General features: G+C 59.6%; 19 protein-coding genes and 1 pseudogene. 9 read left to right on the top strand and 11 right to left on the bottom strand.

What is annotated here, in order from left to right; translation table 11 throughout:
• Window positions 1–30: 30 nt before the first annotated feature.
• From PSQ19_RS01335 to PSQ19_RS01295, 9 genes are all read right to left on the bottom strand, one after another.
• Window positions 31–384, bottom strand: coding sequence for a hypothetical protein (locus PSQ19_RS01335; protein ID WP_282219301.1), 354 nt, complete (start codon window positions 382–384; stop codon window positions 31–33).
• Complete coding sequence (locus tag PSQ19_RS01330) at window positions 368–670, bottom strand: TetR/AcrR family transcriptional regulator (protein ID WP_282219300.1); 303 nt, start codon at window positions 668–670, stop codon at window positions 368–370. Before PSQ19_RS01330 ends, PSQ19_RS01335 begins: the two co-directional genes overlap by 17 nt.
• Window positions 670–1,710 (bottom strand): NAD-dependent epimerase/dehydratase family protein, encoded by a 1,041-nt coding sequence (locus PSQ19_RS01325; RefSeq protein ID WP_282219299.1) that lies wholly within the window; start codon window positions 1,708–1,710, stop codon window positions 670–672. Before PSQ19_RS01325 ends, PSQ19_RS01330 begins: the two co-directional genes overlap by 1 nt.
• Entirely contained in the window at window positions 1,707–3,161 is a 1,455-nt protein-coding gene (locus tag PSQ19_RS01320; RefSeq protein WP_282219298.1) for an enolase-like domain-containing protein, read from the bottom strand. Before PSQ19_RS01320 ends, PSQ19_RS01325 begins: the two co-directional genes overlap by 4 nt.
• Entirely contained in the window at window positions 3,162–3,929 is a 768-nt protein-coding gene (locus tag PSQ19_RS01315; RefSeq protein ID WP_282219297.1) for a sugar phosphate isomerase/epimerase family protein, read from the bottom strand. It abuts the gene before it with no gap.
• Window positions 3,839–4,513, bottom strand: coding sequence for a tripartite tricarboxylate transporter TctB family protein (locus PSQ19_RS01310; protein WP_282219296.1), 675 nt, complete (start codon window positions 4,511–4,513; stop codon window positions 3,839–3,841). Before PSQ19_RS01310 ends, PSQ19_RS01315 begins: the two co-directional genes overlap by 91 nt.
• Window positions 4,510–6,027, bottom strand: a complete 1,518-nt coding sequence (locus PSQ19_RS01305) for a tripartite tricarboxylate transporter permease (protein ID WP_282219295.1) — start codon at window positions 6,025–6,027, stop codon at window positions 4,510–4,512. The genes PSQ19_RS01310 and PSQ19_RS01305 overlap by 4 nt, the downstream gene beginning before the upstream one ends.
• 102 nt (window positions 6,028–6,129) lie before the next feature.
• A complete protein-coding gene (locus PSQ19_RS01300) occupies window positions 6,130–7,140 on the bottom strand; it encodes a Bug family tripartite tricarboxylate transporter substrate binding protein (protein ID WP_282219294.1) in 1,011 nt (336 codons plus the stop codon).
• Window positions 7,141–7,341: 201 nt separating this feature from the next.
• Window positions 7,342–8,199, bottom strand: coding sequence for a sugar phosphate isomerase/epimerase family protein (locus PSQ19_RS01295; protein WP_282219293.1), 858 nt, complete (start codon window positions 8,197–8,199; stop codon window positions 7,342–7,344).
• 204 nt (window positions 8,200–8,403) lie between these two features.
• Between PSQ19_RS01295 and PSQ19_RS01290 the strand changes: the two are divergent.
• Window positions 8,404–10,751, top strand: a pseudogene (locus PSQ19_RS01290) (heavy metal translocating P-type ATPase).
• A gap of 29 nt (window positions 10,752–10,780) precedes the next feature.
• Here the strand turns inward: PSQ19_RS01290 and PSQ19_RS01285 are convergent.
• Together PSQ19_RS01285 and PSQ19_RS01280 are read right to left on the bottom strand one after the other, a co-directional pair.
• Entirely contained in the window at window positions 10,781–11,227 is a 447-nt protein-coding gene (locus PSQ19_RS01285; RefSeq protein WP_282219292.1) for a DUF302 domain-containing protein, read from the bottom strand.
• Between the two features lie 66 nt (window positions 11,228–11,293).
• Window positions 11,294–12,508: an MFS transporter gene (locus PSQ19_RS01280; protein ID WP_282219291.1), complete on the bottom strand. Its 1,215-nt coding sequence runs from the start codon at window positions 12,506–12,508 to the stop codon at window positions 11,294–11,296.
• A 126-nt stretch (window positions 12,509–12,634) separates the two neighbouring features.
• Between PSQ19_RS01280 and PSQ19_RS01275 the strand changes: the two genes are divergently transcribed.
• The 8 genes from PSQ19_RS01275 (at window position 12,635) to PSQ19_RS01240 (ending at window position 18,482) form a co-directional block, all read left to right on the top strand.
• Window positions 12,635–13,810, top strand: a complete 1,176-nt coding sequence (locus tag PSQ19_RS01275) for a thiolase family protein (protein WP_282219290.1) — start codon at window positions 12,635–12,637, stop codon at window positions 13,808–13,810.
• A complete protein-coding gene (locus PSQ19_RS01270; protein ID WP_282219289.1) occupies window positions 13,807–14,187 on the top strand; it encodes a Zn-ribbon domain-containing OB-fold protein in 381 nt (126 codons plus the stop codon). Before PSQ19_RS01275 ends, PSQ19_RS01270 begins: the two co-directional genes overlap by 4 nt.
• Window positions 14,184–14,609 (top strand): AMP-binding protein, encoded by a 426-nt coding sequence (locus tag PSQ19_RS01265; protein WP_282219288.1) that lies wholly within the window; start codon window positions 14,184–14,186, stop codon window positions 14,607–14,609. Before PSQ19_RS01270 ends, PSQ19_RS01265 begins: the two co-directional genes overlap by 4 nt.
• A gap of 87 nt (window positions 14,610–14,696) precedes the next feature.
• On the top strand, window positions 14,697–15,860 hold the full coding sequence (locus tag PSQ19_RS01260; protein WP_282219287.1) for an AMP-binding protein: 1,164 nt from the start codon (window positions 14,697–14,699) through the stop codon (window positions 15,858–15,860).
• The gene (locus PSQ19_RS01255) at window positions 15,857–16,678 is read left to right on the top strand and encodes an aldehyde dehydrogenase family protein (RefSeq protein ID WP_282219286.1); all 822 of its coding nucleotides are present in this window, start codon (window positions 15,857–15,859) and stop codon (window positions 16,676–16,678) included. Before PSQ19_RS01260 ends, PSQ19_RS01255 begins: the two co-directional genes overlap by 4 nt.
• Entirely contained in the window at window positions 16,647–17,321 is a 675-nt protein-coding gene (locus PSQ19_RS01250; protein WP_328517787.1) for an aldehyde dehydrogenase family protein, read from the top strand. The genes PSQ19_RS01255 and PSQ19_RS01250 overlap by 32 nt, the downstream gene beginning before the upstream one ends.
• On the top strand, window positions 17,321–18,088 hold the full coding sequence (locus PSQ19_RS01245; RefSeq protein WP_282219285.1) for a GntR family transcriptional regulator: 768 nt from the start codon (window positions 17,321–17,323) through the stop codon (window positions 18,086–18,088). Before PSQ19_RS01250 ends, PSQ19_RS01245 begins: the two co-directional genes overlap by 1 nt.
• 7 nt (window positions 18,089–18,095) lie before the next feature.
• On the top strand, window positions 18,096–18,482 hold the full coding sequence (locus PSQ19_RS01240) for a hypothetical protein (RefSeq protein WP_282219284.1): 387 nt from the start codon (window positions 18,096–18,098) through the stop codon (window positions 18,480–18,482).
• Window positions 18,483–18,508 lie beyond the last annotated feature (26 nt).

Genomic DNA, 18,508 nt, shown 5'->3' with positions numbered 1-18,508 from the left:
CTCCGCTAGACGGGCGTTTGCAGGGGCTTGTCACGGGCGTAAATACCCCAGGATCACATCCGCCACGTGTGCGCGACGCAACGCAATCTCGTCGGGGGCGCTCAGATTGCGCGAAAAGATGGCCGAGAGCGTGCGGCGGTTGGAAAAATAGAAATAGCACACACCAGCAATCGAAATATAAAGTTCGACCGGATCGACGCCGGCTCGCATCTGGCCGCTGGCGACGCCGCGCTTGAGCAGGTCGGATATTGTGTCGACCAACGGTGTGCTGAGGCGACGAACCGCCTCGGAGGATTCGGCATGCACCGCGTTGAGCAGATTTTCTGCATTCAGAATAGGGATGAAGGCGGGGTTGTTGACAAACCAGTCAAAGCTGAAGACCACGAGACTCGGCCATGGCCTCCATTGGGTCGCGCGATGTCAGTTCCAGCGCTTTTTCGGCATCGCGGATTTCGGCATATGTTCGCTCAAGTACGGCCTGAAACAGCCCATCCTTATTGTTGAAATAATGGTAGGGCATGCGCTTGGAGACATTGGCGCGACGGGCGATATCGTCGGTCGTTGCGCCCTCAAAGCCATTGGCAGCAAATTCGTGGCGCGCCGCTTCGAGTATTTGTTCGCGGGTGCGGGTCCGGTCTCTGGTGCGTGGTTTGGGATCGTCCAGAGCCACTAGTATTTTCCGTCGCTGACTTCAAAGTGAGTTGGCTTACCCAGGCTGGCCTGACCACGCGACACCCAGTCGGCGGTCCAGGCGATCAACCTTGCCAACGGAATTTGAGGATAACCGAACAATTTCTGCTGTTGATCGGTATTGACCAACCAGCTTGTAGGTCCTTCCTCGCCGACAAAAACGGGCTTGCGGTCAAAATATTGGCCGAAACGGTTGGCAACGGCGCGGATACTGACGATTTCGGGGCCGGACAGGTTCAGCGGGGTTGTCGGCGTGGTGGTATGGGCCAGTGCTCTCAGCGCGATTGCGTTGGCGTCGCCCTGCCAGATGACGTTGGCGTGGCCCATTACCAGTGGAATTTCCGTGCCCTTCAGTACGCTTTGGGCAACATCGTGCAAAACGCCATAGCGCATATCAATGGCATAGGAGAGCCGCAGCAAGCGACCGGGGGTGCCGTGCTGACCTGAAAAATGCTGAAACATCCGCTCCCGACCGACACAGGAGTTGGCGTATTCGCCCACTGGTGTTGGCGCCACATCCTCGCGGGCACCTTGATGGCGAATGTCAACGAAAGGATAGACACAGGCGGTGGAGAAGGCGACGATGCGGCTGGTAATAAAATGGTCGGCAATGAGGGCTGGCACATGCGCGTTCATGGCCCAGGTCAACGGCTCGTTGCCCGAGGCGCCAAACTTCATGCCCGCCATAAAAATGACATTGGGCGTCACTTCCAGCTTGGCTACTGCGGCTTTGTCCAAAAGATCGCAGGTGATTGTTTCAACCCCGGCATCATCCAGCTTTTGCCGGGCCGCTGCGTCAGAAAACCGCGCAACACCTATGACGCGCCGGGCGGGGTCGGCGCGCTTAGCCATGACGGCAAGAGAGGGGCCCATCTTTCCGCCGACCCCAAGGATGGTCAAAGCGCCGGGTGCCTTGGCCAGATCGGCGGCAAGGCCGGGCATCGGGCGGGTCATGAAGGCTTCAAGTTCATCCTCGCTGGCAAAGCGCTCCGGCAGATCGCCCAGTTCCCAATCGGTCATGTTTGCGTCTCCAGCATGGAAAATTGCCAATCCTGCTCGGCAATGGCGTTGTTCAAATCGGGATTATCGACAACCCCGAGACCGGGCACCTGAAGTGATGCGATATTGAGGATGCCGTTAGAAATACGCAGGCGCCCGCCGTCCTCAGCTGTTTCATAGAGATCATCATGACGCGCCAAGGCGGCGGCGCGCTCGGTCTGCGGCAGATGGTCCAGGCCGGCAAAATAGTGGTGACCATTGCGCTCGACATGGGAGATGCCAAGTGTCGCGACGACCGCGAGGTCGGCCTGCAGGGGCACGACTGCGAGATTTGTTAGATCTTCCGCAGATTGAAAATAGCGTTTTTGCCCAAGGGTTTTGTTGTGAACGCTGGCAAGACCAGCGTTAAGCAAGGAGTGAAACACGCCTTTGCAGTTTTTGTGGCTAACCCCTTCATAACCAAGATCAATTGCTTCATTGAACGCCGTAATCCAGCCGTCAGCCTCGTCGATCAACAACGGGCGGCCTATCGCCGCCTTGGCACCGGCAGGTAGCGGCGTTGTCATTGCCGTGTCGCGGTGGAGCGGTTGTTCGATAAACAAGATCGACGACCACAGTGACGCCAACGCGGGACGGCTCTGAATTTGTTCGGCCAAGGCGACGAAGTCGTCTATGTGGCCAAACTGCTCATTGCCATCAAGGGTAATTTTGATGTCGCGGCCCGATGCCGCAATGACGGCGGCGGTCCGGGTCAGGCGCTCAAGGTCATGGTCCCTGTCGCCACCAACCTTGATCTTGAGATAATTGAGTTGATCGACAGCTATGTAGCGTTCGAGTGACACCGGCAAGCCGTCCATAGGGGCGTCGACCCCCAGTTCGGCGTCGGTCAGTGGATCGATCATACCGACCGTGTGACGGAGCGCTACCTGATTGGATGGACGATTAGGCAGGCTGGCCAGAATATCGTCGAAACCAAGTGTCGGAAAGACTGCCTCAGGGCGGATACCCAAGGCGTTCGAGCGCACCATCTGGTCAAAGCTCAGGCCGATATGGCGCCCAAGTGCGTCGATGAGGGCGCGTTCCAGCATCGAATTGGCAAAGGCAGCGATCAACCGGTTGCCACCCGCATCCAATACCGCTCTCTCTATTTCGGTGTCAGCGGCGAGCCATAGATCGAAAGGCGTGGCCGCTGGCAGTTCTTGATAGATTTGACGCGCAGCGCGCAGCGCCTGCAAGAGCTCCGCAACATTGTCAGCCGGGGATTTTTTCGGGTTTTTATCAAACCATTTGTAGGCCAGCATATCGCTCGAAACGCCGGCGGCGCGTTTACCATCGTTAAATTCGACCTCGACTTCGAGAATAGCGACAGCCGACGCTTCCATTGTCACAGCGCCGAAGCGGAACGGCAAACGGGTGAAGACATTGCGGATGGCCAGTTTGGAATTGCACAGGCGAAGGTGCGGCGCGTCCATCTAGATGCCCTCCAGAATGGCGCGCATATAGCCAGCCGACGCCGCTGCGGTAGTGGGACCGTCCGGCTCATAAACGAATGGTTCAACCGCTATAATTCCGTCGTAGCCAGCCCGTTTCAGTGCCGCGAATACGGGGCCAAACCGAGTGTCCCCCTGCCCCGGCCCGCGCAGGTTGGTGTCATTGACCTGAACATGGGCGAGTTGCCCACTCGGCCAATATTTATCAATGGTATCAGCGACGCCCAAAGGTTCCTCGATACCCGACGAGGAGGTGTCGATCATGGTCCTGAAGGCGGGAGAATTGATCTGCTCAACGAGGGCGATAGCCTCCGCGATTGTATTGATGAAGTCGGTTTGAGCGCTCGACAATGGTTCAATGCAATAGGTTACCCCGGCATTGTCGGCGTGACGGGCGATCTGTTGGAACAAAGCGAGCGCGTTGGTTTTGGCGGCCTCGGGTGTGGCGGCGTCGGTCAAAAGGCGTTGTTTGGGTGAACCGTGCACCAGGACCGAGCCGCCAAGGAGCGCGCAAATTTCGACCAGTCGGGTCATGAGCGAGAGCGTGCGGTCTCGCACCGTCTTGTCGCTTGAGGTAACTGAAAGACCATCGGGCGCAATCAGCAGCCAGTGCAGACCGGTGACGACCAGTCCATGATCGCTGGCGGTTTCGCGGACCTTCAACAGCTGTTGATCGCTGAGCGAAAAGGGATCGGCAGCCAGCGTGAACGGGGCAATTTCAAGCCCCTGGTAGCCAAGTTGAGCGGCCATTTTGCATTGATCTGGAAAGCTGAGGTCGCGCAGGACTTCATTGCACAGGCTAAGCAACATGTTCTCACCCTCCCGGAAGTTGGACATAGAACAGGCTCCTGGAACACATAGCCGATCGCCAGTCCTGCCAGGATAGCCAGTACGAGGCCAGTCACCAGTGCCTGCCATTTAGGCCAACGCCCCAGCGCCATGGCTTCCGCCGTTACGATAAAGGCGAAGACAAAGAGCGGTGTGGAGAAACGAAACGGCACCTGGGGGAACAGCACCAGCGCATAACCCAGCGTAAGCACCAAAGTGACGGCGCTACGCTGAACGGGGCCGGACCGGGCCCAACTCGCGGTATTCTGGCCCGTCAGTCCCAACCGCCAGCCCCCGCGCCTGATTGAACGTACGAGGATAGCGAGACCGCAGATGGCCAGTAGCAGGCCTAGAACACCGGGCACAATGCCGGGCACGGTAAAGGGATTTACCTTGAGGTGTTCAAGGCGCGGCAAGCGGAGACTTTCGACCAACACGCCGACGCCGAATATGGTCAGGACCAGTGAGGAGACGAAATCAAGTTTGTCCATCTGGGTCGGATTCATGAGTCTTGTCCCGACGGTTTTTGGCCAATAAGGCGGCCCAATAGTCGGCGCACTGAAGGCATGGTGAGCACTATGAACCCGAGTGCCGAGATCCAGAGCACCATGGAGATCGGGCGGACAAAAAACGCGGTAAAATCACCATCAGACAAGACCAGCCCGCGGCGCAGGCTCTTGTCGAGAATGTCGCCAAGCACAATGCCCAGAATCAGCGGCGCCATCGGGTATTTCAACTCGCGCAGAACAAAACCGAAGAGGCCGAAGAACACCATTATCCATACATCGAACGTGCGGCTGGCGATGGCAAAGGCGCCGACGGTACAGAGTACAAAGATGATGGGCATCAACCGCTCGCGCGCCACCCGCAGCACCATGATCAAGGGGCGCGTCAACAACAGGCCCAATATGCCCATGGCGATGGTTGCCATGAACACCATGGCGACGACGGAAAAGACGAAGTCGGGCGACTCGATCATGATCAGGGGCCCGGGCCGAATGCCGTGAATAATCATGGCGGCCAGTAGGACGGCGGCGGGCGCTGAACCCGGTACACCCAAGGTCAGAACGGGGATCAGGGCGCCGGGCACCGCCGCGTTATTACCAGTTTCGGCGGCGAGCAGACCCTCGACCGACCCCTTGCCGAATTCATCCTTGTTCTTTGAGGCCTGCCGGGCCGCCGCATAGGACGCCCAGGAGCCCATGTCTTCGCCAACACCGGGGATCAGTCCCATGAAAGTGCCGATCAGACCCGAACGCAGGGCGGTGAATTTGTACTTGTAGGATTCGCGGATACCTCCCCAGACGCTGTCGACTTTGGAGTGGACGACGGTATAGGCCTCCTGCCGCATGACCGTGAGAATTTCCGCAAAACCAAAGGCGCCCACCATGGCTGGCAGCAGACCAATGCCACCCGCCATATCAGTCGAGCCATATGCAAAACGCGGTACGCCATGTATCCCTTCACGCCCGATCATGGCAACGAACAGGCCCAAAAATCCGGCGATCCAGCCCTTGATTGGATCATCGAGCGAGGTGAGTTGCCCGGCCACCAGCACGCCGAACACGGCCAGCCAGAAAAACTCATAGGCGCCAAAGGACAGCGCAAATTCAGCCAGAACTGGCGCAATGAACGCCAGCGCCACCATGCCGACCATGCCGCCAAACACTGAACCGGTCGTGGCAATGGCCATGGCCGACCCGGCCTTGCCGGCGCGCGCCAGCGGATAGCCATCAAGCGAGGTTGCCGCGTTGGCGGGCGTGCCGGGGATATTAAGCAAGATGGCGCTGCGCGAGCCGCCATAAATAGCACCGACATACATGCAGATCAGGATCAATATTGCCTGATCGGTTCCCATCTTGAAGGTCAGCGTCGTCATCAGGGCAACGCCCAGGGTTGCCGTCAATCCCGGCAACATGCCGACGATGATACCAAGCAAGGTCGCCCAAACCACGTCTATAATGGCCCAGGAAGTCACGATGGATTCGAGCGCACCAAGGAAAGAATAAAAGCCGTCCATATGCGGGCACCCATTGTTCGAGCCGTCGGCGAAGCAAAATTTCGCGAAAAAAGAGGCTCTGGCGCTCGTGGCGCCAGAGTTATCAGTTAGGGATCGGCGGCGTTATGGCCGCTCGAAGCCGTAGTCAGCCGGGTTGTTTTCGGCCTTGCCACCATCAAACATCAGCCAGACGTTCTGGGTGAGTGCAGGCATGGCAGCGGCGATGGCCGCGTCACCGCTTGACGGATCAAGAATCGCGCCACGCTGGCCCGCATAGTCGCTAAGGGCCTTGGAATTGGCGATATTGTCGGCCCAAATCTCATTCATGGTTTCGAGCACTTCGGGTGGCACGTCCTTGGGCGTCCAGATGCCAAAGTAGTTGTTGGCGGTCTTGATGTCGGGGATCCACTTGGTGATCGAAGGCACTTCGCCAAAACCTTCAATGTTGAGCGGTGTATCGGCCAGCACGGCCAATGGAATGATACGACCGGCACGGATCATTTCTGCCTGTTCGGACGCCAACTGGGTCGTGACCTGCGTTTCCCCGGAAACGGTCGCCAACACGGCCGGGTTGCCGCCATCATAGCTGACGTGGCGATATTCAACACCTGCGGTCTGCGCGATGGATTCCATGGCGTTATGACCACCCGAGGTCACACCGGCGGTTGCAACGGTGATTTCACCGGGTTTGTCCTTCATGGCGGCGAGCAGTTCACCGAAATCGGCAAAGCCGGCGTCGGGGTTGACTCCAACCACAGCCACATTGGCGATGTGCAGGTAAACCGCCCAATCGGTGATCGGCACGTCCAGCATGCCCAGAACCTGGTATGTGCCCAGATCGAGCGCCGCGCCTGCGGCCCAGGTCATGCCATCATGATCGGCATTCCACGCATCGGTGGTGCCGACGGACCCGGCTGCCCCGGGCTGGTTGACGACAACGACGGTCTGGCCAAGCGCTTCTTCAAGATCGCCGGCCAGAACACGGGTTACGCTGTCGGTCGATCCGCCTGCCGACCACGGCACGATGATGGTGACGGGCTTGTCGGGTTTCCAACTATGTTCAGCGGCGACGGCGGCGCCGGCCACTATTGTCGAAAGCGCCAGTGCGGTTCCCAGTAGCTTCAAGCAATGCATTTATCGTTCCTCCCTCGATTTAAGTAACCTGCTGGATACTAAAGGGGAGACTGTGGTCAAGGTCAGGTGTTTGTCAAGCGCGCGGGCTGGCACCCTCACCGCGCATTTCTGTAACCGGGAAACGAATTGCCGTGAAAATCGGCGCGCCCTCGTGCGCCAAACCATTGCCAGAAAACAGTTAACCTGGACAGCCGATGGCAGCTATTTGGCCGTCGCCGCTGCCCAACCAGAGCGCATATAGTTGATCGATTCGACAAAAAGCGTGTCAAAATCGGGAAACAATGGACGCCATACGCGCGTCGCGGCGGCGAGTTCGGGCAGCCCCGCCCCGAAGGCTTCAAGCGTAATCCAGCCGTCAAAATTTTGACGGCGCACCGCCGTAAACACTTCAGCAAAATCGATGTGTCCGCGCCCCGGTATGCCACGGTCATTCTCGGAAATATGCAGCGCACCCAGGCCATCACCTAGCGTGGCAATGGCACGTGCCTGGTTTTGCTCTTCGATATTGGCGTGAAATGTATCGTACATAATACGGAAAGCTGGATGATCCACCATCGCCCGATAGTGGCGGGCTTGCTCCATGGTGTTCAGAAAATAGGTTTCGAAGCGGTTGAGATGCTCAAGCGCCAGGTAGATGCCATTTGCCATCGCACGCTCGGCCATGGCGTGGTGCGCCTCGGCACCATGGGCCAGTTCATCGGTCGTCGGCCCTGCCCCGGTAAAATGGCCAATCGGTGCGTGAAACGGGCCGCCGACGCACTCGGCGCCTAGCGCAATGGCGCAATCGAGGGCCCAATCCAGATGGGCAATGCCAGCCTTGCGGATCTCTGCGGTCCCACCAACCGGGTTGGCATGTGGAGAGGGCACGACCGACGTCGTCGTGCGGCGCAGGCCGAGACTGTCCAACTCCCGACCCAGCCAAGCATAGTGGGCGACATCGCCGCGTAATACCGGGATTTCTACTCCGTCATAGCCAATGTCCCGGATTCGCCGGATCCATGGCAAGTGCTCGCGCTCTATAAATCCATTGAGGCAGAGCAGGTTGATACTGAACTTCACTATGCCCCCTCGGCCACGCTCGCTGCAGTTTTGTAAGTGTAGTGCAAAAATTTCATGTCCAGGAAAGGAATAATCACAACGGAAACATATGGGTTGGGTGCGCCGATCGCGACTGCGACCGCATGCACGATTGGCTATTGACCTTCCCATCATTGGAAGGCCTACAAATGGTGGCAACACCAAAAATTTGTGCGGAGCGCCCAAATGACTGATCATGACCATGCGCACCATCATCATGGCGCGGAACAAGTCGACACCGAAACGCTTGCACGCGATCCCGTGTGCGGCATGAAGGTCCGTCCCAACGCGGGCAAGCCGCAATTTGAGCATGAGGGGCAGACCTACCATTTTTGCAGCAAGGGTTGTGCGGCCAAATTTGAAGCGGCGCCGCAGGACTATATTGGTGAGAAAAAAAGCCCGAGGCGATGCCAAAGGGGACGCAATATACCTGCCCGATGCATCCTCAGATCATCCGGGACGCGCCGGGAGACTGCCCTATTTGCGGCATGTCGCTCGAACCGATGGGGGTTCCCGCTGAAGACGATGGCCCCAACCCGGAACTGGTAGATTTTACCCATCGTTTCTGGGTCAGCGCTGCTTTGTCGATTCCACTGCTGATCCTTACCATGGGCCCAATGGTTGGCCTGCCAATCCGGCATTGGATGGGCGAGACAAGCGCAGTCTGGACCGAATTAGTGCTTGCCACACCAGTGGTGCTATGGGCGGCCTTGCCGTTTTTCAAGCGCGCCTGGAACTCCGTTCTCAATCGCAGTCCCAATATGTGGACGCTCATTGGGCTGGGCGTGAGCGCGTCCTATCTTTATAGCGTTGTTGCCACCATTTTCCCCGGCCTATTTCCCGACTCGTTTAGAAGCCATGGCGGCGCGGTCGGTGTCTATTTTGAAGCAGCAGCGGTCATTGTAGCCCTGGTCTTTCTTGGGCAGGTACTTGAGTTGAGGGCGCGTGAACGAACCGGTTCCGCAATCCGGGCGCTGCTTGACCTGGCGCCCAAGACGGCGCGCCGCATCGACAAGGATGGCAACGACGAGGAGGTGCCGCTCGATGAAGTCGAGTCGGGCGATCTGTTGCGTGTTCGGCCTGGGGACAGCGTGCCTGTTGACGGTATCGTCACCGAAGGCCGCACCGCGATTGATGAATCCATGTTGTCTGGCGAGCCGCTGCCGGTCGAAAAGACCGAAGGCGACGCTGTTACGGGTGGTACGCTCAACAAGAACGGATCGCTGGTCATCAAGGCAGAAAAAGTCGGCGCTGATACTGTGCTGTCGCAGATCGTTGAGATGGTGGCCAAGGCCCAGCGGTCGCGCGCACCGATTCAGGGATTGGCCGACCGCGTCGCCTCCTATTTCGTGCCCAGCGTCGTGGCAGTCGCTATCCTGTCCTTCATTGTTTGGGCAATCTTTGGGCCGGAGCCCGCCATGACCTACGCCATCGTATCGGCGGTGTCGGTTCTGATCATTGCCTGTCCGTGTGCTCTGGGGCTGGCCACGCCCATGTCGATCATGACCGCCACGGGTCGGGGCGCCCATGCCGGGGTTTTGATCAAGGACGCGGCAGCGCTCGAGCGTTTTTCCAAGGTCGACATTCTCATTGTGGACAAGACCGGCACCTTGACCGAAGGCAAGCCGCAATTGACTGACGTCATCGCGGCCGACGGGTTCGACGAGGCCGATATTCTCAACCTTGCCGCAAGCCTCGAGCGTGGGTCGGAGCATCCATTGGCCGAGGCTATCGTGGCCGGTGCCAAGGAACGCGGTGCCAAGGCGGTCGACGCCGAGGCGTTCAATGCGATTACCGGCAAGGGCGTCGAGGGTCGTGTCGACGGCAAGGCCATTGCGCTTGGCAACAAAGCCATGCTGGTCGACAAGGGCGCCGACAGCGCGCCTTTGCAGGCCGAGGCAGACAGGCTGGCTGAGGATGGCAAGACAGCCATGTTCGTGGTGGTCGACGGCAAATTGGCGGGTATTGTCGCGGTAGCTGACCGGATCAAGCCGACAAGTGCTGATGCCATCCGGCAGTTGCATGAGACTGGTCTCAAGATCATCATGGCAACCGGGGACAATGAGCGCACCGCGCGCGCCGTGGCCGCCGAACTTGGTATTGACGAAGTGCGGGCCGAAGTCCTGCCTGCGGACAAACAGCAGTTGGTCGAAGATCTGCGAGCCAAGGGCGGCATTGTCGCCATGGCAGGCGATGGGGTCAATGATGCCCCTGCGCTGGCGGCGGCCGATGTCGGAATCGCGATGGGCACGGGCGCCGACGTGGCGGTCGAAAGTGCGGGCATTACCCTGCTCAAGGGCGATCTGACCGGGATCGTCAAGGCACGAACCCTATCTCTGGCGACGATCAAAAACATCAAGCAGAACTTGTTTTTTGCCTTTATTTACAATGTTGTGGGCGTGCCAGTTGCCGCAGGGATTCTATATCCTGTGTTTGGCCTGTTGCTATCGCCCATGATTGCGGCGGCGGCGATGAGTCTGAGTTCGGTGTCCGTTATCGGCAATGCCTTGCGGCTACGCAATCTCGATATCTGAGGTCACGCAGCCGAACCGGACTGTCGCGGCTATTGCGCTGCGGCGGTGGTAAGTTTGTCCAGTGCACCCGTCATTGCGGCAAAGGCATCGTCAGCCCCCTCGATGCCGTAACGTGCCTTGAGGGCGCCCGGATCTTCGTAGCCGATTTGGGTCTCATCATTTTCGGCCCAGACCAGCACACGCAATGGCAGATCCAAGCCGGCACGTCGGTCGGCCTTGATAATCGGCGTGCCAATCTTGGGATTGCCAAAGATCACCAGGACGGTTGGAGGCAGTTCGTCGCCAACGGCCCTCGCCCCGGCGGCATGATCGACCGTGGCAAAGACCGTGGCCCCTGCTCCCTCGACGGCCGCCGTCAGCTTGGCGACGGTTTCATCAACTGAAGTGGCGCTTGGTTTTACGACCCACTCCTCGGCGGCATAACTAGGCACGACGAGAATCATCAGGACGGCTATGGCGGCAACGATGCGTTTCATGACGCTTCCTCTGGCTTTTGATGGCTGGATTTCTGCTAAAGAGTAACCGCGCCTACCAGACAGGGTTCAATCACCATGGCGTGATGTGGCCCGGCCTGATGCAAAGGGCGAAGTGCTGCGGGCATAAAGGGCAATTGCGGTCAGGGCAATGACCGTGCTGGCGAGGCCGAAATAGAGCGCGCCAGTGAAGCTGCCAGTGAGGTCGAAACTGGCACCGGCGAGCCATGGCGACACCAGACCGGCAACGCCCCAGGCGGTAAAAACGAGTGAAAATGTGTGACCAAATGTTAGCGTTGAGGTTATCGCGCGCGTCAAAACCGGCACCGCGGACGCCATCAGGCCATAGCTGAGCGCAACCAGGGTCAAGCCGATGCCACCGACATAGAGTTTAGGCGAGATGATCATTGTCAAAAGGCCGATCCCTGCCAACGCCGGGGAAAGGCTCGCGATCAATATAGGGGACAGCCACCGTCCCAGCGCGCTCACCGACAATCGACCGCCAGTATTAGCCAAGGCAACGGCGGCCAGAACGGTGGCTGAGAATGTAGCGGTAGCGCCACGATCCTCGATGATGGCGGAGGCCAAACCCAGAATCATCAGGCCTGCACCAGAACCGAAGGCAAAAATCGTCCACAGGAACGCAACTTGAGAGAAGCGCACGGGTGCGGCGGTGGTGATATCCGGCGCTGTTTGATCAGGCGTCGACGTCGTGGTGAGGCGCGACGGGAACGCCAATACCAGCCCGGTGGCGGCCAGCAGGGTCAGTGCTACGGGCAGCAGCGCCATGAGCTGCCAATCGAGGGCGACCAGGGCGCGAATGGCTGGTCCAAAGACGACACCGCCCAAGCCGAATGCGGCGACCATCATGGGTGTGAGGATGGCAGGCGCCGCCGATTTTGCTGCCAATTCAACGGTTTGAATATAGATAATGCCGCTCATGGCGCCGAAGCCAAGACTATAGCAGATAAGGAATATGCCGAAATTTGGCGCCATGGTGGCTGCAGCGAGTGAAATAGACGCCAACAGGCCCGCTCCTGCCGCGCCATGCGAACTTTTCAATGCGATTGGCAGATGCGGAAATATCAACACGGCAAGGGAAAAGGCGACGATGGCGACCGAAAACACCTGACCGGCCTGTTGCACACCAACACCGTAGCGCGCCAGCAGTGCCGGGATCATCGAACTCCATGCATAAAGGCTGCCAGCGGCAAAACAAAGCAGCGCCGCCGCGAGCATGGAGGGACTGGCTTTGGCGGTTATTGGGGACACTGCAATATCCATTGGCGGGCGCCCGATGTGGCGACGAGATAAGACTTGTATGAACAAATTAAATAAGTCAATAATGTATCACACACGCCAGGAGCGGACGACGGGCAAGGCGAAAAGCCAGTTCGGGTGGGGAGAAGAATGTTGCAGATGGCCGCCGTTACTGGCAGCGCACAGACGCGGTTCAGCCGACGCACCGACGGTTCTTCATTCAGGGATTGGGCAGGCGAAGCCTTTGAGGCGGCACTGGCAATGTCCGGCCTCGAACACGCGGATATCGATGCGCTGATCGTCGCCTCGGAAAGCGACTTTTTTACCCTGCAACTCAACCCCGCATCCATTCTCGCTGACGATCTGGGCCTGATCGGTGCAGCGACGATGCGCGTGGAAGGCGGCGGGGCCTCCGGTCAGTTGGCGGTGCATGCCGGCGTACAGGCCATTGCCTCGGGTCGGGCGCGCCATGTGGCGGTCGTGGGCGTTGACCCATCCGCCTCACAGCTACCGGCGGCGACGGTCAAACTGCTCTATGGCTATTCATTTGACGCCTGGACCGATGGCATGACCGGCGCAACGGCAACCGTTCTTTACGCCCTATCCTATCGGGCCTTTGCCGCCCGGATCGGCATTGGTGTGGCGTGTCTTGACCAAATCGCCCGGCAGAACCGGGCTAATGCAATGCATAATCCGAATGCACATTTGCCGCGCCAGCACAAACTGGCCGAGATTGCGGAGTCGCCCCTTATCGCCGCGCCATACCGTCGCCTACACTGTTCGCCCCTTAGCGACGGCGCTGCCGCCATCATCCTGTCGCATCCCGACGCCGTGCCCAGCGCCAGAAGCGGCGCGCCACGCATAAGCGGCATTGGGGCGGCGTCGGACCATGCCCAATTGGGCGCGCGTCAAGACGCTGGTACATTTACCGCCAAGCGGGAAGCCATGCAGTGGGCCTGCCAGCAGGCAGGGGTTACACCTGCCGATATCGATGTTGCCGAGGTTTACGACGCCTATGCCGGGGCCCAATTGCAGGCGCTCAATGCACTGGGATTGAGCGAAACGCTGGCCGATGACCTCGAGGCGGGGCATTTTGCGGCAGACGGCCGCCTGCCGATCAATCTGTCGGGGGGCTTATTGGGCCAGGGAGCACCGGTCGGGGCGATCGGGGTGGCGCAAACGGCCACCTGCGCATTGTTGCTCGAGGGGCGATACCACCCGGCACTCCAGCCGCAACGGCAATTGCGTCACGCGTTGGCCGACACCCATGGCGGGGTTTGCACCACGGCCGCAGTGACGGTGCTCAGTCAGGCAGGCGCATCATGATATCATATGAACTCACCCTGCCCTATTCACTGGCACCGGGATGGCTCGCTCCTTATGTCGAAGGGTTGCAAAAGGGCCGCGCCATGGGCCGGAGCTGCACCAAATGCGGCACGGTCAGTTTTCCACCCCAGCGCCGGTGCCAATGTGGCAATCCGGACGCCAAGTGGGTCCGGCTCTCCGGCAAGGCCAGCATCGAGTTGCGCACCGATGGCAGCGATGGTGCTTTTGGTCTGGTGCAGTTTGAAGGGGCGGCCAACAGGGCGGTGACGCGGCTGGAAGGGTTTTCGCCCGACCAGAGTACCGGCCAATTGATTGTCCCACCCACCGATGTTCCCGCGCTTGTTCTTGCGCCCTCCAAACCAAGGTCCACGTCGTGAACCCTTTTGACGACCTTTCCGAATCCCGACTTGCGAGGCTCAATCTTCGCCGACAGGGCGACGATTTAGCCATTGTCTGGCCTGCCGACACCAATATCTATCATTTGACGCTGGGGCGGCATTTGGGAACAGGTGCCCGGGATCTTGCGGCCGTTACATTCGAGGCTGCCGACGGGACTGTCACCCGCCAAAGTTTTGCTGAAGTGGAACGGGCAGCCAGTGGGCTGGCGGCGCGGCTACGTGGTCTTGGATATGGACGGGGCGATCTCGTTGTCATTCACACCGGCCAACACCCCGATACGGCGGTGGCTCATATGGCGGTTTGCAAGGCTCGGCGGCACGGCGGTCACGCTATCCCAGCTTTATGGTCCAGACACACTGGCGCATGCCGTGGCGGATTGCGGTGCCAAGGCTCATTTTGACCGACGCGGCGGCCTGGGAAGCGCTGCGGGGCGAGGCGGCAGAGCCTATTTCCAAGCCTGAGCCATGTGTTTTTGCGTGACCCAGGGGTGGGCGAGCTGGACCTAGCCGAAGCCTTTGCAACCGACATTTCCGGGTTTGAACCCGACTATGGCGGCGCCGACGACCCGGCTCTGTTGATGTACACATCGGGTTCGACCGGCAAGCCCAAGGGCATTTTGCACGGGCACCGGGTGCTGGCCTCCTACACCCCCTCGATCAATCTGTTCTTTAATCTGACGATGGACGATTCTGACGCCGTATACTGGTCGCCCTCGGACTGGGCCTGGGTTGGCGGACTGCTGGACATGCTGTTTCCAGCCTGGATGGCGGGGCGCCCGATTGTAACATCTATGGACCGGTTCAAGGCCGATTGGGCCTATGAGTTCATGGCGCGCCACAAGGTTACCCATACATTTCTGGCGCCGACAGCGATCAAACGGTTGGCGCAGACGACTGAACCGCGCAAGCGCTACGATCTGGCGCTACGGGTGATCTGCACAGGAGGCGAAGCCCTCGCCGCGGAAACGCTTGAATGGGCGGAAAAGCGGCTTGGCGTGGTGTGCAACGAGTTTTATGGCATGACCGAAGTCAATCATCTGATCGGCAATTGCGCGGCGCTATATCCACGCAAGCCCGGGTCGATGGGCCGAGCCTATCCCGGCCATGTGGTGCGGCTGGTCGACGGCGACGGCAACGATGTTGCCGAAGGCGAGGCCGGCGAGATTGTTACCCCGATGACGGCGCCGACCCGGTTTCTGGGTTATCTCAACAATCCGGGCAAGGAAAAGGAAATGCAGTTGGGCGATAGCCTGCGCACCTTCGATTTGGCAGAACGCGATGAGGACGGCTATTTCTGGTATAAGGGACGGTCCGATGATTTGATAAAATCCTCGGGCTTTCGCATCGGCCCGGCCGAAATCGAGGACTGCCTTCTCGCGCATCCAGCGGTTGCCGAAACGGCAATTGTCGGCAAACCGGACGCGGATCGCGGCTCGATCGTCAAGGCCTTTATCAAGCTGCGACAGGGTTTTACGCCAAGTTCTGAACTATCTGATTCATTGACCGTGCACGTGCGCGAGCGCTTGGCGGGCTATAAAGCGCCGCGCGAAATCGAGTATGTCGACGAATTTGAAATGACGTCTTCGGGCAAGATCAACCGGCGGGCGCTGCGCGATGCGGAAAAAGCCAAGGCGCCGGGAGCAACGCAATGAGCCAGATACCCCTCACCCCGTTTGTTGCCAACTTCATCGCCACCGCGCAGCCATTGCGGATTGGCGGCAAGATGCTGGCGAGCACCGAAACCCTTGAGGTCATCAACCCCTCGACCGGAAACGCCTTGGCACAGGTCGCACGCGCGGGCAAGGCGGAGATTGATCTGGCAGTTGCGGCGGCAAAGGACGCGTTTGAGAATGGAGCATGGACGCGGATGCTGCCAAACGAGCGCAGTCGCATTCTGTGGCGTCTGGCGGATTTGATTGAGGAACGGGCGGACATTTTCGGGCAACTTGATGCCCTCGACAATGGCAAGCCCTTTCACGTCGTTCGCGATGTCGATGCCCACTGGTCGGCGCGGCACTTTCGCTATTTTGCCGGGTGGGCCGACAAGATCGAAGGGGCGACTATTCCGGTGGGAACGCCGGACAGGCTGACCTATACCAAGGCCGAGCCGCTGGGCGTATGTGGGTTGATTACCCCTTGGAACTATCCATTATTGATGGCGGCATGGAAGCTGGCGCCAGCGCTGGCGGCGGGCAATAGTATTGTGCTCAAGCCGTCCGAGGAAACGCCACTGTCGGCGCTTTATCTGGCGGATCTGGCGCTGGAAGCCGGACTGCCACCGGGGGTGCTCAATGTTGTGCCGGGCTATGGCCATGATGCGGGGGCGGCGCTGGCGGCGCATCCCGATGTCGCCAAGATCGGCTTCACCGGCAGCACTGCCACCGGACGACGGATTGTCGAGGCGTCGGTGGGCAATCTGAAAAAAGTGTCGCTCGAGCCTGGGCGGCAAGGCGGCCAATATCATTTTTGACGATGCCGATCTCGACAAGGCGATCGCGGGGGCATTCTGGGCCAATTTCGGCAATAATGGCCAAAGCTGCACGGCGGGATCGCGGCTGTTCGTGCATAAATCCATATACGACAAGGTTTTGGACGGATTGGCCGCGATTGCGCCCACGGTGTCGGTCGGACCGGGGCTGGATGATCCCGCCCACGATCTGGGGCCGGTGATCAGCCAAACCCAATTGAGCAAGGTTTTGGGCTTTCTTCAAGGCGGTGAGGGTCGGGTGGTGACTGGTGGGGCGCGACTGGATCGCGACGGCTGGTTTGTACCGCCGACGATTATTGCCGATGTGAGTGACGACATGCGGCTGGCACGCGAGGAAGTGTTTGGGCCAGTGCTGGCGGTGCTGCCATTTGAGGGCGAAGACGACGTGCTGGGCCGGGCCAACGCCAGCCCCTATGGACTGGCGGCCGGGCTCTGGTCGCGCGACGTAAGCCGGGTGCGCCGGATCGCGGACAGGCTGCAGGCCGGGACCGTTTGGGTCAATTGCTGGGGCGATACGGACGCGGCCGCGCCCTTTGGCGGCGTCAAGCAATCGGGCTATGGGCGCGAAATGGGGCGCGAGGCAATCTCGCTTTACACGCAGACAAAATGTGTTTGGATCAACTGATGAAGGCAACAGGCATGGGCGCGCTCAGCGACGTCCCGAAATATGAGCAGGCCTATCGAGTCATTCTGGACCGGTTGAAGGCAGGGCGCTACCCGATTGGCGGTCGCATGCCGACCGAGGGTGAATTGAGCGAGCATTTCAAGGTCAGCCGTGTGACCATTCGGCGGGCACTGGATATGCTGGTGCAGGACGGCTATGTCGAAAGTCGGCAAGGGAGCGGGTATCGGGTTATTACGCTGTCACCCGCATCGGACACCTGCCTGACCTCTTTTACCGATGCGATGTTGCGCGCCGGGCTGGAGCCGACTTCGCAACTATTGTCGCTTGTGACCTTTGAGGCGGGCAATGCGGCCTTGGCCCATTTGCCCGCCGACATGCAGGCGCGCGCCATCACCCGGGTCAATCGATTGCGGCTGGTGGATGGCAAGCCCAGAATGTTGGTGATGTCGCATGCACCGGCAGAGTTGCTGCAGGGCGCGACGGCGGCTGATTTTCCTGAAAGCGGGCCGGCGCAATCGATTTTGCGCATTCTGGCGCAGCGCTTCAAGCTGGAATGGTCGGCGGCGTGCGAGGATATCAGCCCGGTCGTCGCCGACGCTGAAATGGCCGGTCTCTTCGGTATAGACGCCGGTAGCCCGATCCTGCGGCAGGCCTGCTCGGCATTCGATGATGATGGCAGCACGGTATTCCACGAGGACGTGTTTCGCACCGGCGCGGTCAGCTTCACGCTATCCAAGCAGCACCGGCAACCCAACCATTTACCCTAGAGGCACTATGACCGATTTTCCCAAGCTGACCCAAGCGCAGATGCTGGAGCGGCTCTCGCCGCCGACGGACACGGTGCGGGTGGTGATCGACAGCGACACAGCCAACGAGATCGACGATCAATATGCGCTGGCATGGGCGCTGTTGTCGCCGGAGAAATTGAGCGTTGAGGCGGTCACGGCCGAGCCGTTTTCGTTTGCGCATCATTTGCCGGTCTTGCGGGAGGCCGAGGCGGCGATGTTGTCGGGCAAGCCCTATCCAGAGCATGTGGTGGGCGGGTTTCAAGGGTGGCTGACGCGATTGCACAATCAGGGGCGGCGAGTCGATGATCTGAAGCTGGTCGGGCCGGACAAGGGTGTGGAGCCTGAGCTACCAGGAGATACTGACGGTTTATGAAAAGCTCGGCATGTCAAGCAAGGGCA

It is taken from the genome of Devosia algicola, from assembly GCF_028816455.1.
Lineage (GTDB): Bacteria > Pseudomonadota > Alphaproteobacteria > Rhizobiales > Devosiaceae > Devosia > Devosia algicola.
This window is presented reverse-complemented; position numbering and strand designations above follow the sequence as displayed.

Bases quoted from the DNA above. Each gene is read 5' to 3' on its own strand.
- PSQ19_RS01325 (WP_282219299.1), bottom strand. From the start codon at position 1,710: ATGACCGATTGGGAACTGGGCGATCTGCCGGAGCGCTTTGCCAGCGAG.
- PSQ19_RS01320 (WP_282219298.1), bottom strand. From the start codon at position 3,161: ATGGACGCGCCGCACCTTCGCCTGTGCAATTCCAAACTGGCCATCCGC.
- PSQ19_RS01315 (WP_282219297.1), bottom strand. From the start codon at position 3,929: ATGGCCGCTCAACTTGGCTACCAGGGGCTTGAAATTGCCCCGTTCACG.
- PSQ19_RS01310 (WP_282219296.1), bottom strand. From the start codon at position 4,513: ATGAATCCGACCCAGATGGACAAACTTGATTTCGTCTCCTCACTGGTC.
- PSQ19_RS01305 (WP_282219295.1), bottom strand. From the start codon at position 6,027: ATGGACGGCTTTTATTCTTTCCTTGGTGCGCTCGAATCCATCGTGACT.
- PSQ19_RS01300 (WP_282219294.1), bottom strand. From the start codon at position 7,140: ATGCATTGCTTGAAGCTACTGGGAACCGCACTGGCGCTTTCGACAATA.
- PSQ19_RS01285 (WP_282219292.1), bottom strand. From the start codon at position 11,227: ATGAAACGCATCGTTGCCGCCATAGCCGTCCTGATGATTCTCGTCGTG.
- PSQ19_RS01280 (WP_282219291.1), bottom strand. From the start codon at position 12,508: ATGGATATTGCAGTGTCCCCAATAACCGCCAAAGCCAGTCCCTCCATG.
- PSQ19_RS01275 (WP_282219290.1), top strand. From the start codon at position 12,635: ATGTTGCAGATGGCCGCCGTTACTGGCAGCGCACAGACGCGGTTCAGC.
- PSQ19_RS01270 (WP_282219289.1), top strand. From the start codon at position 13,807: ATGATATCATATGAACTCACCCTGCCCTATTCACTGGCACCGGGATGG.
- PSQ19_RS01255 (WP_282219286.1), top strand. From the start codon at position 15,857: ATGAGCCAGATACCCCTCACCCCGTTTGTTGCCAACTTCATCGCCACC.
- PSQ19_RS01245 (WP_282219285.1), top strand. From the start codon at position 17,321: ATGAAGGCAACAGGCATGGGCGCGCTCAGCGACGTCCCGAAATATGAG.
- PSQ19_RS01240 (WP_282219284.1), top strand. From the start codon at position 18,096: ATGACCGATTTTCCCAAGCTGACCCAAGCGCAGATGCTGGAGCGGCTC.